The organism is Ruegeria sp. H4 (genome assembly GCF_056533065.1).
In genome coordinates this window covers 37,391-53,180 of record NZ_JBQFOC010000005.1, presented here as the reverse complement: position 1 = coordinate 53,180, position 15,790 = coordinate 37,391, and the positions used below count along the sequence as shown (strand labels likewise).

Sequence of the window (15,790 nt, the reverse complement as noted above, 5' to 3'; positions counted from 1 at the left end):
GGGGCTTTAGATGGCGACCCAGTCCCCTCCGGACTGGTGAGAGCGCACAGAGGCATCAATGAATCGAACACCGTCTGCGCCTTGATCGACACTGGGATAAGAGAGCCAATCGGCCGGAACGGTAACGCCATCCCGACGCGCCGCGACGGCCATGGCAAATTCCGTATAGAGATTGGCCCAGGCTTCGATAATCCCTTCGGGAAAGCCGCGTGCGGTACGGATCAGACGTTCCGCACCGGGGCCGATGCCGTGCCCGTGACCTCGACTGATCACACGGTCCGGCTCACCGAACCGATTGAACTTCAGCCGTTCCGCATTCTCCAGATCCCACTCCAGACCGCCTTCGCTGCCGAAGACCCGCAACCGCAATCCACCCCGATTTCCGGGGGCAAGACGCGTCGCCATCAGGGTTCCCGGAACCTCGTTTTGATAGCGGGTGAACATGAACACCGTGTCTTCCAAGGGCTTGGGCGCGCCGCAAACATGGAACTCGGCCCGCAGGTCGGTCATGGGCAGACCCGAGACAAAACTGGCGAGGTGTGCGGCATGGGTGCCGATATCGCCGACACAACTGGTCGGGCCTGAAATCTTGGGGTCCAGCCGCCATTTGACATGGGGCGCATCGGCCACATCATCGGGTGTCATCCAGTCTTGCATGAACTCAACATGGATTTGGTTGATTTTACCGATGCCGCCTTCCGCCACGATTTGCTTGGCTTGCCGGATCACCGGAAAACACGACATCGCATATCCGACGGCAAAGACCTGTCCCGTGCGCGCGGCGACCTCCTCAAGCCCCTCGGCCTCGGCAACTTCGTTGGTCAGGGGCTTGTCGCACAGTACATCAATGCCTGCCTCCAGAAACGCTTTGGAAGCTTCAAAATGAACGTGGTTCGGGGTAGTGATCATGACGGCATCTACGCCATCCGGGCGTGCCGCCTCGGCCTGTGCCATCTCCTCGAACGACGCGTAGCACCGGTCGGCCGGCAGGAACCACTCGGCCCCGCGCGCCTTGCTGCGCTCGGCATCTGAACTGAGCGCGCCTGCGGCGACATCCCATCGGTCGCTCATCCGCGCTGCCATCGCTTGCGTGACAGAGATCCGTCCACCGCCAACAACGCCCAGCCGCAAACGGCGAGACAACCGGGGGAATGGGCCGTCAAAGTTCAGGTCTTCGGGTAAAAGTCTCTCAGCCATTCTGAACCTCCATTTCCGGGACCCGTACGCCTTCCGGCAGCATTTCCACCGCCATGAAGATGCTGGGGGTAATCGTCTCGTATTGATGCCAGGGATAGTTGCCTTCGTCGTCATACATCGGCTTGTGGGTCGTGCCGGGGGCCATGAATTCTTCGAGGTAAAGGGTTTCAACATCCCGTTCGCGGCATTGCTGCATTTTGCCAAAGCCTACGATTTGCGTATGCACTTCGCGGAAGCCCGGCACAGGGCAAAACGGATGATCCTTGTGCAATCCGACATTCAGCGGCACCGATCCGGAATGGTACATGGTCAGTCCAACGTTGCCCACGAAGACCTTCGGCGACATGTAGTGGCTGACACCCCGCAGACGCTCCTCTTGACGAACATCAAAAGCAGAGGGCCATGTCTCTTTCACCTCTGCGAACAACGCGTTTTCATCGGCATAGGCGTCGAAACCGTAGACAATGACTGCGCGTTGCGCGTTTTGGATGGAGCTGTTTCGCACGATCACCGATGAAAGTGGCGCAACGGTCTGGTCCTCGACCGCGAGGTTCCTCCCCCCAAGGTTCAGAACAATGGCACGACCCTCGACAGATACTCCGTCTTCATCGGTGATGTGCTGGACGCGAAAGAATGGCTGGGCAAAGTCGAGTGTCTCAATCGGCATGGACCAGCTCCTTCCTCTCATCGTTCAGGAAATCGTCCGGCAGAGGTGCAGGCGCTTCGCATCGGCTTTCTATTGTCTGGTAGGCACCGAATTTCGGTGCCCGTTCAATCGCGTCCATGACCTCGAAAACGTGGTAGGCAAGCGCTCCACTTGCACGGGGTTGGCGTCCTTCTTGTGCCGCCAGGGCAAGATCCAACAGGCCGAGGCCACGGCTGTCTTCGTTAAACCCGTGTTTGTTTTCGACCACCTGCCAGTCCTCGCGACCAGTTGGACGGGGCTGATGAGACCAGCGCGAGGTCTCCCGCGTTTTCAGCCAGACATCCCCTTGAAAGATATTGGCACCATGAACCGGGTCAGGATCAGGAATGCTGATGGTGCCGTTTTCACCGTAGATCTCGAACCGCGGCGTTTCGCTATCCCAGACGTCAAAGCTCATAGTCATCGACCCTACAGCTCCGGAAGAGAACTGCAGCAGGCTTAGGGAGTGCGTGTCGACCTCGACATCCATCCATTCACCGTTTCTAGGGCCGTTTTCGATCATCCGCTGGTCAAACGTCCGCCGCGCCATACCGGCAACGCGGTCAATTGGTCCAAGGCAGCAAGTCATGGCGGTCAAGTAGTATGGCCCAAGATCAAGCAATGGCCCACCACCGGCCTTATAGTAGAAATCCGGGTTGGGATGATGGCGTTCCGTCCCATGGGTGCCGACATGGGCAAAGACCCCGGTTGGTTTGCCGATAGCGCCTTCATCAATCAAGCGCCGAACTGTCTGCCAGCGACCACCAAGAAACGTGTCTGGCGCACAGCCGACCAGCAACCCCTTTTCCGAGGCGGCATGCAGTATCGCTTTCCCATCCGTTCGGTTCATGACCAGTGGCTTTTCTGAATAGACGTGCTTTCCAGCTTCCAGAGCGCGCAGGCTGATTTCGGCATGTGCTGCCGGAACAGTCAGGTTCAGAACGCAGTCAATCGTCGGATCGGCGAACACCTCATCCGGCGTGCATGCCTTGGAGATGCTGAATTGATCCGCCTTGGCGCGGCTTTCCGAAGGATCAAGGCTTGCGCAGGCCACAACCTCGATGTTTGAAAATTTTGATAGTGTTTTTAGATAAATATCGCTGATACGACCACAGCCGATAAGGCCGACCCGGAAGGATTTCGATGTCTCACGTGTCATCTTTCCTGTCTTCGTAGAGGGGTAAGTAATTCGGGGGCATGGGCCCTTTGTTCCGACCGCCCTGCCCCATCTGCTCCCAGGCGTGGGCGAGTATTCCGACCGAGCGGGACAGGCAGAACAGCCCCCGCGACAAAGGCGCAGGAAAGCCAAGCTCGCAGAAGATCACAGCTGTCGCGCCGTCGATGTTCATGGCAATTGGCCGACCGCCGCGTTGACGACCGAGTTCGGCCTGAACCTCTTCTCCTATATTAGCAAAGCGACCCGATACAGTGCCTTCTGCCGCCGCATCACGAACAAGTTGCATCAACCGGGGTGCGCGTGGGTCGACGGGCTTGTGAAACCTGTGACCAAAGCCCGATACGATCTTGCCGTAGGTCTCGCGCCAGCCGTCCAAGCCATCCCGAACAGCATCATTCAGCGAAACTCCCGCATCCATGCGGACTGCGATATCATAGTACAGCTCTGCACACTGCTCGCCTGCCCCGCCGTGCACGTCGCCCAGCATGTTCACCGCAGTTGCCATCGCATTATTGAGACCTACCCCGCAGGTCGCAGCCATACGCGCCGCCGCGATCGAGGGAGCCTGCGGGCCGTGATCCACGCCTGCGACCAAAGCAGCCTCGAACAGGCGCGCCTGCGCGTCGCTGGGCAGATCACCCCGCACCATCAGCCAGATCATCTGCGGGAAAGATACGCTCCCGATCAGATCCTCTATGGCGTTGCCGCGAAAAGCGATCTGTCCGGGTTTCATGTCGATGATCGAGGTGCGCCACCATTGGCGAACAGCCCGCTCATCCATTGTCATGTTTTCATCCAGCACGGTCATTGAGTCTGCACCTCTTTGAGCGTCTGGGTTTTGCTTTGCGCAGCAAGGCGAATGGGCGCGTTACGCGCGCCATAACCGGCATACCCCAAGCGCCGCTCAACAATTTCGAAGAAGAAGCCGTTAAAGATGGGGCGACTGTATATCTGAAAATACTCGGAACCCGCTGTCCGATCGTAGAGAATGTTACCCCGGCGCAGTTGGGCAACCAAATTGTCATCCAATCCGAATGTCGCTTGCAGATCAGCGTAGTAGTTTTCCGGGATCGTCAAACTGGGAAAGCCGGACCTCTGCAATTGGGCTGAGGTTTCAAAAATATCATCCGACTGGAAGGCGATGTGCTGAACACCGGCCCCAAAACCATCTTCAAGGAATGACGCTGCCAGAGTTCGACGCCCAACTGCCCCATTCAGGTTTAAGCGCACTTCGCCTTCGGGACTTTCGATAGCCTGGCTTTGCACGACACCAGACGGGTCGGCGACGTTCACGATAGGGGATTTTGACATCTCGAAAGTCGAAATGTAGTAGAGCAGCCAGCTTTGCATCTCATCATGACGCATCGTCTGGGCCAGATGGTCGATACGGCGCAGACCAGCGGGCTGGGTCGCCTTGGTTTTCGCAACCGGCTCGAACTCGATATCCCAGACCCGATGCAGGTCGGATTTCTCATCGATGAAATGCACGACATTGCCACCGACACCCCGAATGGCCGGGATATCCAGCTCTCCGGTCCCCACCGGCTGTGAGAAATTCGGCGCGCCCAACGCGGTCGCCCGCTGAACCGTCTGATCCGCATCTTTGACACGCAACCCCATGTCACAAACGCAGGGGCCGTGACCCAGGAACGCCGAATGGGCAAAACCTTCCTTTTCGCTATTCACAACGATGTTTATCGCGCCCTGCCGCCACAGCTCGACGGACTTGCTCACATGCTTTCGCTCCATTCGAAAACACATTGCTGACAGCATATCTGCCAGTTGAGCGCCGCTTACCTCATCAGCTGTAAACTCGACGAACTCAAAGCCTGACGCATAAACGCGTTCCGGCAGGTCCGGGATGCCGAAGTCGGTTCCCGGCTCGGTCCGGGATACCTCATCCAGGAGGTTCACCAGCGATCTGTAACAGTCACGCGCCAGCGTTTGACCACCGGGTTGCGGCGCTGCTTCGTTGACGCGCGCAATGGACCAAGGCCCCTTGTACCCAGCACGGGACAACACCCGCACAAAGCCCGCAAGGTTCAGCGACCCAAGCCCTGGCAAAAGCCCGAAGTGCCGTTTGAGCCTGCGAATATCCATCTCAAGCCGGGGGGCGTCGGACAGTTGTACATGGAACAGCCGCTCTCCGGGGATGTCCCGAAGGCGGGCTGGTTTGGACCCGTCGGCAAGCGAGAAGAAAGAATTCAAAGCCAACCCCAGATGAGGGCTGTCGACAGCATCAACGACGCCTAACGCCTGTTCATCCGAGTGAATAAGATCCGACCATGGCAAGCCCATATAGGCCAGACGCATCCCCATTTCTTTAGCGATTTGGGCCGCCTCGCCAAGATCTGCGATTACCTGTTCTCCGGTCGCAGCGGCATCGACCTCGAATGCGGACCCAATAAGCAGCAGATCCGTACCCAACTCGCTCATCAGATCGAGTTTGCGCTTAAGCCGATCAAAGGCGCGCTCCCGTCCGGCGCCGGCCTGACCTTCAAGGTTATGGAAGGGTTGTAACAGGCAAATCTTCAGGCCGAGATCTGATGCAATTTTCCGAATTTGCGATGGCGGCCCGTCAAAAGCGGTCAAATCCGGTTCGTGTAATTCGACACCCCCGAATCCCGCGTCAGCGATAGCACTCAGCTTTACAGCCAGATCACCGGGGATCGACGTTGTCGAAACCGACAGGCACATTATCCCTGATATCCAAACATACGCGGCAACCACAGGACCAGATCCGGCATCAGCATCATGATCACCAAGGCGAAGATGAGAACCGCAAGGAAGGCCCAAATCTCCGAGATGATTTCACGCAGCGGAATGTCCGTCACAGCGTTGATCACAAAGAGTAGAATGCCATAGGGCGGCGTGATCAGACCGATCATCGAGTTCACTACGACCAACACCCCGAAATGCACCAGATCAATCCCAAGCGCTTCGCAGGTTGGAATGAACAGGGGCACAATCACGAGGATGATCGTTGTTGCGTCTAACACGCATCCCAACGCAAGGATCAGCAGGTTGACGAGGATCAGGAACACAATCGGGCTGACATCCGAACCCTCCAGCAGTGCCGAGATCGACTGAGGGATTTGCTCCTGAATAACGATGAAGTTCAGGATAAACGCACCACCAATAACCACCCCGACCGCTGCGGAAGAACGCGCGCTGTCGACGAACACTTGATAAAGGCCACGGAAGGTCAGCGCACGGTAGAACAACGCTGCCAACAGCAGGGCGTAGAATGCAGCCACGGCGGCAGCTTCGGTCGGAGTGGTGACGCCGCCATATATACCGTACAGCAGGATTGCGGGCATCAGTAGTGCCGGAAACGCGTTTGCGGTTTTAGCTGGCAATTCGCGCAGCGGAACAGGTTCTTCCAGTGCAAAGTTCCGCTTGCCGGCAAGATAGTAGTTCATCGCCATGAGGACGACGCCCATGATCAGGCCCGGCAGAATCCCTGCCAGGAACAGCGACCCGATAGAGGCTTTCGACACCAGCGCATAAAGGACCATCGGGATCGAGGGCGGAATGATCGGGCCAATCGTCGCCGACGCTGCCGTGATTGCGGCTGCGTAACCTCGGCTGTAGCGGCCATCCTTGGTCATCATTTCGATGATGATTTTGCCGATCCCCGCAGCATCCGCGACAGCCGACCCGGACATACCCGAAAAGATCAGAGACGCTACCACGTTGACGTGCCCAAGGCCGCCCTTGAATCGCCCGACCGCAGCGACGCAGAAGTTCAGCAAGCGGTCCGTGATCGACCCCGCATTCATGATATTGGCGGCGACGATGAACAAAGGCACGGCAAGCAAGATCGTGCTTTTGTAGAAGCCTTGCAGGATCTTCTCGCCCGCAAGCGCGACGTCCAGTCCGGCCACGCCCAGATACATCAACGAGGCCAGTAGGATGGAATAGCCGATAGGTGTCCCGATGCCTGCCAGCACAAAGAGTGTGAGCAGGCAAGAAAGAAGTTCGAAACTCATTTGCTTGCGTCCTCGTCGTCTTCCACGTCAACGCGGGGATGATCGTCGACCACGTTATATCCCACGACCATTTCAAGTTCAGTTTTAGGTGGGCCGTTGCGCATGATGTCAAAGAACAGCCATCCATAGCGCGCGGCTACGACCAGCATGAACACCGCGTAGATCGAAAACACCGTGCGCAGCGGTACCTTCTCGCCCGAGAAGGGGTTTCGCACGGTCGCGGTCTTGCGGATTTTCATCCAATCGATGTAATCCCACGTCGGCAGGAAACTGTAGAGCATCCCAATGACGATGGCGGCGGCTGCGAGCATCGCAAAGACCTGACGGACACGTCGGGGTACCGACAGGTAAATGATGTCAAACTTCACGTGATCCCGCTCGCGCACGATGAAGGCGCAGCTAAAAAAGATCACCCAGACCCACAAAATGCCGATCAGTTCAAGCGTCCATCCAGCGGGGGTAAAGAAGTACCGCAGAAGAATTTGTAGAAGGAAGATCAGGAAGATTGCCGCCAGCATCCCGCCGGCAATCGCCTCGGTCAGTCGGGAGAACCCTTTGATAAAGGCTTTCATTATGGTTCTCCCTCCCTTGTCTTACTGGGCTCAGTTGCCCAGAGCGTTGATCTGATCCAGAACGCCTTCGGGCCATGAACCTGCAAACTCGCTGTCCAGATACATGGACTGTACCTGATCACGGAACGCTGCGAGATCGGGTTCGTAGATCTCCATCCCCTGCTCTTTCAGGAAGCTGACAAGGTCCTCTTCTTTCTGAAGCTGCTTCTGGCGGCCGGATTCAGCTGCAGCATCCGCAGCTTCCTGAACCTTGGCCTGCTGTTCCGGTGTCAGCCCGTCCCAAACCTCTTTGCCGATTGCAATATAGTTCAAGTCGACCAAGTGCGATGTTAGGATGATCTGATTGGTCACTTCGTAGAACTTGGCATCCACCACGGTCGGCAGCGGGTTGTCCTGACCATCTACAGCGCCGGTCGACAGAGCTGTGTAAACCTCTGAGAACGCCATTGGTGTCGGGGCGGCACCCAGCGCTTTGCCAAGGAACTGCCACGCATCTGTGCCCGGCATCCGCAGGTTCACACCCTCCAGATCAGCCGGAGTGCTGACGGTCAGTTCATCCTTGGGCTGGCGCAGGTTCACCTGACGACGGCCCAGGTACATGACCGACAGCAGTTTGACGCCCAGTTCTTCCTCGGCCTTTTGCTTGAAGGCATCCATCAAGGGATCGTTGAAGACAGCCACCTGATGCGCGGCGTCCTGGTGGACATAGCCTGCGGTAAATATCGAAAACTCGGGGAAGAACTGTGCCAGCTCCTGCGCCGAGGTGATCGACATTTCCAGGTTGCCCCGGCTGATGGCATCCAATTCGGTGCCTTGGGCGAAGATGGTTCCGTTATAGCTGGGCTCGTAGCTTGCGAAATCAGCGACCATGGGCGCGAAAACCTCGGCCATTGCGACCGAGCGCTGATCGGTTTCCGACCCCGACGTTGCGAGGCGAAGTTGCACTTTGTCGTCTGCAAGCGCACCACTTGTTGCGCTGAACAGAACACCTGTTGCAACCAGGGCTGATACAGCAGCCCGGCGGGTAAGTTTGGTAATCACTTTGCTCCTCCCTGAGACATCATGATGCTTTTTTCCGATTCTGAGTTTTGACCTATTTTGGACACTTTGCAAGATTTTTTACAAAATATCAGATATTTTTCATTACCTGCAATCTCTGTTGCTGCGTTTCCTGAAGGTTTCTTATCTTGACAGTCTCGCCAGTTCTGCAAGAATTCTGAATAGCTTCAATAACTTGAAGCGTTCTGAACCCTTCCCATCCAGACACAATCGGCACTGCTTCGTGCCGAGCTACTTCAACAAAGTGCCTGAGCTGATTGACCAGAGGGTCAGACGCACCCTTCTTCAGCGCGGTTGATGAGATTGGCGTCCACCAGTCCCTTTGCTCACCCTGGTAACTCCACAATCGAAGATCGGGAACGGACAACGAACCATGAGAGCCACCTATCATGTAGCTACTCTCAGTGGTCGACGGATAGATTGGATATTCCTGAGACGTCATCTCCCAGCTCCATGGAGCAACGATGCTATCGGACACACTTATGGTCCCGATCGCCCCACTTTCAAACGTCAACAGCGCGCCGGCGACATCTTCGTTGTCGTAACCCCGCTGCGATGAAGCCGACTGAGCCTGAACGGTCACGACTTCTCCGGCCAGGTACCGCAGCAAATCCACATCGTGGACAAGATTGACTGAGATGGGCCCTGCACCGGGTTTCTTTCTCCAGGGCGCAGCATCAAAATATTCGTCTGGCTTATAGAACCAACAATTCGCATGGACAGCGCGCACATCTCCAATCCTCCCATCGACAATGGCTTCCTTAGCTGACCGAATCAGAGGATTGTGCCGACGATGATGCCCAACCATCAGAGGCACATTCGCCTTCTCCGCTGCTTGAATAAGCTCAAGTGCAGCGGTGGCTTCGACGGCGATTGGCTTTTCGACAAGAACGGGACAACCATGTCGAACACACGTGAGGCCTTGTTCAACATGAAGAGTGGTAGGGGTCGCCAGAACAGCTCCGTCCGGCGTCTGATTTGCAAACATTTCCTCCAACGTCTCGTAACACGCGATCGCGTGCTCAACGGCGTAGGCACGACCTTCGTCGCTGGGATCGACCACCGCGACGAGATCAACATGGCGCAACGCTCGGATAGCGTCTGCGTGGCGGCGTCCAACAAGACCAATGCCCACAATGGCAATGCGAAAATTCTTAGACACTTTGCTTCCTTCCGGAGGGTCCGGAAAATCCCGAAACCGAAGATTGTGATCGAGCTGCTTTACCCAACTTGGCCACGACCGTATTGGGCTTTTCGCGATTCCGCAATAATGTATGATATTTTTATTTTTACCATACATCGGTTTGGATTGCTGATGTCTCTGAAAAATGCTAATTGAACGAGGAAACTGATAATATCGGGTGAAACGCATGGTGAAACAGCCATCTACGATAGGTGCAAGCACCTATCAGCGCATCAAGCGGGACATCATCTTCGGGGAACTGCAGCCCGGCTCCAAACTGAAGCTGGACGCTTTGAAGGAACGCTACTCGGCAAGCCTTTCGACACTTCGCGAAACGCTGAACAGGCTCGCCAGCGACGGATTTGTCGAAGCTCCCGAGCAACGAGGTTTCCTGGTCACACCGGTTTCACGAGAAGACCTGACCGAGATTTCAGAGCTGCGGGTCCTGTTGGAATGCCACGCGTTGGAATTGTCCATTGCGAATGGCGACACGGATTGGGAAGGCAACCTCGTTGCCGCACACCACAAACTGCACCTGATGGAACAGCAGCTTCTCAAGGGCGACGAGTCCGAGAAAGAAACCTGGAAACGATATGATTGGGAGTTTCACCAAGCGATGATCGCGGCCTGCAACTCCAAAAACCTTCTGTCTCTGCACTCCATCATCTACGACAAATACTTGCGGTATCAGATGCTTGTGCTGACTTATCGCGGCGAAGAGGCGGTCAAGGAGCACAAGGGCATGTTCGATGCCGCGCTGGCCAGAGACGCCGACACGGCGAAGAGGCTGTTGGAAGATCACATTCGAAATGGCCTCCAGCATACCTTGGAGGCTATGTAAGACGTTCCCCTTGCCGCAATAGCGACAGCCTTCAACGCAGAGCACCCCGGTGAAGGCCAACTTCTTTTGATCGAATTCGCCAGTCAGGGCACCGCTACGACAATTGACCTTTCGGCTTACCCCTTGAAGGTCACGGCACCCATATTTTACAGAGTGTTAATGTGTGGGGTTTGTGTCCAAGACGGACCTCCGCTACCAGATCCCCAACAACGTCGATTGTTAAAGTAGATTTTCATGCGCGGTTGCGCGATTATGCTGCTATCTACGTACCTTATGTACCTTCAAACCATCCAGATAAGCCCGTTTTTCGATCTGAACCTCTTCATCGCCTAAACCTGACCGGTTGAGCTCAAGGAAATACGCAGCAGCCCCAGAGGGTTGGACATTCGCATTCTTGACAGGAAACAGATCATCCGACCGCACATTTATTACGGACAGCACCTTTGTAAGTGCCAGGAAACGGTCGTCAGTGTCTGAGACATTGATCCATAAGACATGCGCTTGCGCAGAAACCGTCTGTTCAACCCTGCTCACAACTGCATCCAGATCGGACGCAGGTTTGAGCTGTTGGGTATAGTCTGAAAGGTTCTCCAGAATTCTGTTGGATTGAATGTTTTGCCAATAAACACTTTTGATCCAGTCAGACGGGTTTCTGGTTGTGTAGAAAAAGGTCACGCGGGCTTTGCCGCCGGCGAACAGCTGCACTTCTTCCAAGAGAACCTGAGCAAGGACATGTGTTTTTGTGTATGACCAGACATTCTTCCGCCCCGGGATCATGCCTGCGAATTCTTCGCTACTGATCAGCAGGGGTTTGTTTTCCTGATCTACAAAAGGTTCGAGCGCCGCGCGCAGCTTTGTGCGAAACCCCTGGAGCACTCGGTCCTGCGGCAGAACGGCGTATCTGCGCGCCGAAAACCCGGCCTCTTTCAGATCACGCGGCAGAAGGATGTTAACGCGTTTTTTCAGAAGCTCCCGGTTTCTGAAAAGCATCGATTGAAAGGTTCTGGTTCCCGTTTTGTGAAAACCCTGATGAATAACCACCTTCATGTCAGAACCCTAGTCTACACCGCGCGACGGTCTGAAAAGCCAAACTCTACCGGGCAAAAACTTATTTGTGAGCGACTGATAAAGACCCCAAGCGATAACCAATTGCGAACAATGGCCAGCATATATCCATTAATGTTTCTAAAGACCGGTCAAATCGATCAATGGAGTCGCGCGCGTTACCTCAAACTCATGCGAGCTATCGGGCAGGGCAATGCTGATCTCAAGGCTTTGAGCACGTTCAAAGCGGCTGAAATAGGCAAACTCGATGGTCGTCAGCGCTGCGATGTCCTGACATTGGATTACATAATCAGCTCGAAACTCAGAATGTTCGGCATCTTCATCCGGCTCATTGCTGGATTCAACAACCTGCGTTTGATCAACGATCCCCTCTGATGTCAGCGCCACATTGGCCGATGCGGTAAAACAGCCCGCATCTTCGGCAAGGACAAATAACTCCAATGGCTTAGATAAATCCGAAATCGCGACCGCAACCTTAGCGCGATCCTCATCTGTCTCTGCTTGGCTTTCAAACCCGACAATATCCGCGCTGGGCACGGTTAGTGACAGTGAGAATTCCGCCCCTGAGAACACCATGCTCAACTGCCCAGTGCCATGTTTGTGCTGGTAGTCTTGCTGTGTTGCATGGGCCATCACGCCCGTCGACAACAAAGACAAGAAAAGAAACAGGCGCATCATCAACCACGTACCACCAAAAATAGAATCACAACGCCGAGTTTAGCCCGAATCGCAAGGTGCGCAACGCAGGTCGCTACGGCAAGTATCGCCAGATATGGGGATGTGCGGCAGTTTGCCCATACGTGAGCGTATATCCGACAATAAAACTCAGGTTGACATTTCCGACTTATTCACTCAACTTTTTGGGTGTAAAAAACAGTGTGGCCACTCAGCCCGCACCGCCCTTTATTGACAGGAAAGATCAAACCACATGTCCAAGTCTATTGCCGCTGCCAGCGCCCTAGCCTTCTGCGCCGCAACCACCGCATCGGCCGCCGATGCGCCTGCAAAAGCAGATGTCCTGAACACCTACGCGAATATTGCTGAAGCCAAGTATGACGATAGCCTGATCGCTGCCAAGTCACTGCAAGCGGCCGTGAACGCTCTGATCGCAGAGCCATCGGATGCCACCCTGAATGCGGCCCGTGCCGCCTGGCTTGCCGCGCGCGTACCTTATCAGCAAAGCGAGGTTTACCGTTTCGGCAATGCCATCGTCGATGACTGGGAGGGCAAGGTGAACGCCTGGCCGTTGGATGAAGGTCTGATCGACTATGTTGACGCGTCCTACGGTGGCCCGAGTGATGAGAATGAGTTTGCCGCTCTGAACGTCATCGCCAACCCAAGCTTTGAGCTGTCTGGCAATGCGATTGACGCCTCTGAAATCACCCCTGAACTGCTGGCAGAAACCCTGCACGAAGCTGATGGCATCGAAGCCAATGTAGCAACCGGCTACCATGCGGTCGAATTCTTGCTGTGGGGTCAGGACCTGAACGGCCACGGCGGCGGCGCTGGCAACCGCCCTTGGACTGACTTTGCACAAGCGGACGAATGTACCAACGGAAACTGCGACCGTCGTGCCCAGTATCTGAGCGCCGCAACAGACTTGTTGGTTAGCGATCTGGAATGGATAACTGCACAATGGGCCGAAGATGGTGAAGCCCGTGCTGCACTGACCCAGAACGAAGACGCGGGTATCAGTGCGATCCTGACAGGCATGGGGTCGCTGTCTTATGGCGAAACCGCAGGTGAGCGGATGCGTCTTGGCGTAATGCTGAACGACCCGGAAGAAGAGCATTCCTGTTTTGCCGACAACACACATAACGACCACTACTACAACGGCGTTGGCATCCAGAACGTCTATCTGGGCAGCTACACACGGATCGATGGCACCCCGGTCAACGGTGCGTCATTGTCGGATATGGTCATCGCAACCGACCCTGCGCTGGATACCGAGATGAAAGCCAAACTGGCGAACACCATGCTGGCCCTGGGCGCGATGAAATCCACCGCCGAAGCGGGGTTCGCCTATGACCAGATGTTGGAACGCGGCAATGCCGGAGGCGAAGCTTTGATCATGAGTGGCGTGAACGGTCTGATCGACCAGACCAAAACGATCGAACGTATCGTTGCTGCGCTTGAGCTAGAGAATATCGAATTCGAAGGATCGGACAGTCTGGATAACCCAGACGCAGTGTTCCAATAAGCTTAACCTTGAGACCAGAGACGCAAGGACGCGTCTCTGGTCAAATTGGTACTGCTATGTGCCAAGTCGTTGATCTTGATCTCGAACCCTACGCCGCAACCAAACGAGATCACCACAAGAACCTTATAGACGGATATGCAATTGGCGGACGAAAGCAATCGAACCCATCTGTAAGGTACTGATCAAACAATTGATCGCTGATGAAGAAAGTCACATCGATGCTTTTGAAACGCCAGCTGATCTGCCTGAGCAGCACAGCACAGCCACCTATGCGCAACTCAATACCGCGGGATTGGGTGAAGGCGCCCAACGTTATCGTGCTGACCCTCTGCACACTGGCTGCCACCCCCGCAGTGCCAAACCAACTGCAAGATCTGCACCTGAACGTCATTCCTCGCACCGCCGAAGAACAGGATCGCATTTCCAAAGTTACTGCGCCACCGCTGGATTTTTTCGCTCCGCAACGCTTTGAAGACCTGCCCGGAGGGGCGGCGACCGTCCGTGTGCGCAATGATGCCGACGCATTTTCCCAGCCTTCGCGCAATCTGAGCTTTGAGCAGGAGCTGGACTTCAAAGTCGGAAACGGGTTGTTCAGGAAAATCTGGGTTTCATCACCATCCTCGACGCTCGCCTCAGATGGTTTGGGGCCGCTCTACAACGCACGCTCTTGCCAGCGCTGTCATATCAAGGACGGGCGCGGGCATACACCGAACGGGCCGGATGACACCGCGATTTCGATGTTTCTGCGGGTTTCCATCCCCGGCGCGGCGGAAGACGGCTATGCCGAGATCGCGGACTACATCGCCACCTTGCCTGAGCCTAGCTATGGCGGTCAGATGCAGGACTTCGCACTGGCGGGACATCCGGCAGAATACCGACTGGATATCACATATGAAGAGGTTCCCATCACACTCTCGGAGGGCGAAACCGCGTCACTGCGCAGCCCAACCTACCAAGCTGCCGATCTGGGCTATGGCCCTTTGCACCCGGATGCCATGCTTAGCCCTCGGGTCGCGCCGCAGATGATCGGCCTAGGATTGCTGGAGGCGATCCCGGTCGCCGACCTGCTGGCCAAGGCCGATCCGGACGACACGGATGGGGATGGGATATCAGGCCGCCCGAACATCGTTTGGTCTGCGGAATATGACGCGCCGATGATGGGACGGTTTGGCCATAAGGCCGGGATGCCAACCGTCATGGAACAATCTGCAGCGGCCTTTGCGGGCGATATTGGCATCGCCAGCCCTCTGTTCCCTACGCCTTTTGGGGATTGCACCGATACGCAGATCGATTGCGTGCAAGCCCCCCATGGCGATGATGACCACAGAGGTTTCGAGATTGATCAGGTTGGGATGGATCTAGTGGCTTTCTACAGCCGTAACCTAGGCGTACCCGGTCGTCGTGATGTAGATGACCCAGAGGTATTGCGCGGAAAAGAAGTGTTTCATAGCTCGGGATGCGTTTCGTGCCACTCGCCGTCCCATGTGACCCACCGTCTGGAAGACCGCGAAGAACACAGCTTTCAGCTGATCTGGCCTTACACCGACCTCCTGCTGCATGACATGGGCGAAGGTCTGGCCGACAATCGCCCCGAAGCGCGCGCAACAGGCCGCGAGTGGCGGACGCCCCCGTTGTGGGGTATTGGCCTGACCAAGCGTGTCTCGGGCCATACAGAATTCCTTCACGATGGCCGCGCGCGCAATTTGCTAGAGGCCATCCTTTGGCATGGCGGCGAAGCGCAGGGGGCCCGAGACCAGGTCGTTTCTATGCCCAAATCCGACCGGGATGCCCTTATCCGTTTTTTGGAGAGCCTGTGACA

14 protein-coding genes are annotated in these 15,790 nt (G+C 55.9%); 3 read left to right on the top strand and 11 right to left on the bottom strand.

Going from position 1 to position 15,790, the window contains the following annotated elements:
- Positions 1–6: 6 nt before the first annotated feature.
- From ACR0KG_RS19270 to ACR0KG_RS19230, 9 genes are all read right to left on the bottom strand, one after another.
- Complete coding sequence (locus ACR0KG_RS19270) at positions 7–1,197, bottom strand: Gfo/Idh/MocA family protein (RefSeq protein ID WP_480828179.1); 1,191 nt, start codon at positions 1,195–1,197, stop codon at positions 7–9.
- Entirely contained in the window at positions 1,190–1,864 is a 675-nt protein-coding gene (locus ACR0KG_RS19265; RefSeq protein WP_480828178.1) for a hypothetical protein, read from the bottom strand. Before ACR0KG_RS19265 ends, ACR0KG_RS19270 begins: the two co-directional genes overlap by 8 nt.
- Positions 1,854–3,041 (bottom strand): Gfo/Idh/MocA family protein, encoded by a 1,188-nt coding sequence (locus tag ACR0KG_RS19260; RefSeq protein WP_480828177.1) that lies wholly within the window; start codon positions 3,039–3,041, stop codon positions 1,854–1,856. The genes ACR0KG_RS19265 and ACR0KG_RS19260 overlap by 11 nt, the downstream gene beginning before the upstream one ends.
- Complete coding sequence (locus ACR0KG_RS19255; protein WP_480828176.1) at positions 3,031–3,867, bottom strand: citryl-CoA lyase; 837 nt, start codon at positions 3,865–3,867, stop codon at positions 3,031–3,033. Before ACR0KG_RS19255 ends, ACR0KG_RS19260 begins: the two co-directional genes overlap by 11 nt.
- On the bottom strand, positions 3,864–5,756 hold the full coding sequence (locus ACR0KG_RS19250) for a bifunctional sugar phosphate isomerase/epimerase/4-hydroxyphenylpyruvate dioxygenase family protein (protein ID WP_480828175.1): 1,893 nt from the start codon (positions 5,754–5,756) through the stop codon (positions 3,864–3,866). The genes ACR0KG_RS19255 and ACR0KG_RS19250 overlap by 4 nt, the downstream gene beginning before the upstream one ends.
- Complete coding sequence (locus ACR0KG_RS19245; RefSeq protein WP_074736095.1) at positions 5,756–7,051, bottom strand: TRAP transporter large permease; 1,296 nt, start codon at positions 7,049–7,051, stop codon at positions 5,756–5,758. The genes ACR0KG_RS19250 and ACR0KG_RS19245 overlap by 1 nt, the downstream gene beginning before the upstream one ends.
- A complete protein-coding gene (locus tag ACR0KG_RS19240; RefSeq protein WP_480828174.1) occupies positions 7,048–7,623 on the bottom strand; it encodes a TRAP transporter small permease in 576 nt (191 codons plus the stop codon). Before ACR0KG_RS19240 ends, ACR0KG_RS19245 begins: the two co-directional genes overlap by 4 nt.
- Positions 7,624–7,653: 30 nt before the next feature.
- The gene (gene dctP, locus ACR0KG_RS19235; protein ID WP_170787610.1) at positions 7,654–8,664 is read right to left on the bottom strand and encodes a TRAP transporter substrate-binding protein DctP; all 1,011 of its coding nucleotides are present in this window, start codon (positions 8,662–8,664) and stop codon (positions 7,654–7,656) included.
- 88 nt (positions 8,665–8,752) lie between these two features.
- The gene (locus ACR0KG_RS19230) at positions 8,753–9,844 is read right to left on the bottom strand and encodes a Gfo/Idh/MocA family protein (RefSeq protein WP_480828173.1); all 1,092 of its coding nucleotides are present in this window, start codon (positions 9,842–9,844) and stop codon (positions 8,753–8,755) included.
- Between the two features lie 208 nt (positions 9,845–10,052).
- Between ACR0KG_RS19230 and ACR0KG_RS19225 the strand changes: the two genes are divergently transcribed.
- Positions 10,053–10,706, top strand: coding sequence for a GntR family transcriptional regulator (locus ACR0KG_RS19225; protein ID WP_480828172.1), 654 nt, complete (start codon positions 10,053–10,055; stop codon positions 10,704–10,706).
- A gap of 258 nt (positions 10,707–10,964) precedes the next feature.
- On the opposite strand, the gene ACR0KG_RS19220 is transcribed toward ACR0KG_RS19225, so the two are convergent.
- Both ACR0KG_RS19220 and ACR0KG_RS19215 read right to left on the bottom strand, forming a co-directional pair.
- Complete coding sequence (locus ACR0KG_RS19220; protein ID WP_480828171.1) at positions 10,965–11,696, bottom strand: hypothetical protein; 732 nt, start codon at positions 11,694–11,696, stop codon at positions 10,965–10,967.
- A gap of 195 nt (positions 11,697–11,891) precedes the next feature.
- Complete coding sequence (locus ACR0KG_RS19215; protein WP_480545048.1) at positions 11,892–12,446, bottom strand: ZrgA family zinc uptake protein; 555 nt, start codon at positions 12,444–12,446, stop codon at positions 11,892–11,894.
- Between the two features lie 253 nt (positions 12,447–12,699).
- On the opposite strand from ACR0KG_RS19215, the gene ACR0KG_RS19210 reads away from it, so the two are divergent.
- Both ACR0KG_RS19210 and ACR0KG_RS19205 read left to right on the top strand, forming a co-directional pair.
- Positions 12,700–13,971: an imelysin family protein gene (locus tag ACR0KG_RS19210; RefSeq protein ID WP_480828170.1), complete on the top strand. Its 1,272-nt coding sequence runs from the start codon at positions 12,700–12,702 to the stop codon at positions 13,969–13,971.
- A 269-nt stretch (positions 13,972–14,240) separates the two neighbouring features.
- On the top strand, positions 14,241–15,788 hold the full coding sequence (locus ACR0KG_RS19205) for a di-heme oxidoreductase family protein (RefSeq protein WP_480828227.1): 1,548 nt from the start codon (positions 14,241–14,243) through the stop codon (positions 15,786–15,788).
- Positions 15,789–15,790 lie beyond the last annotated feature (2 nt).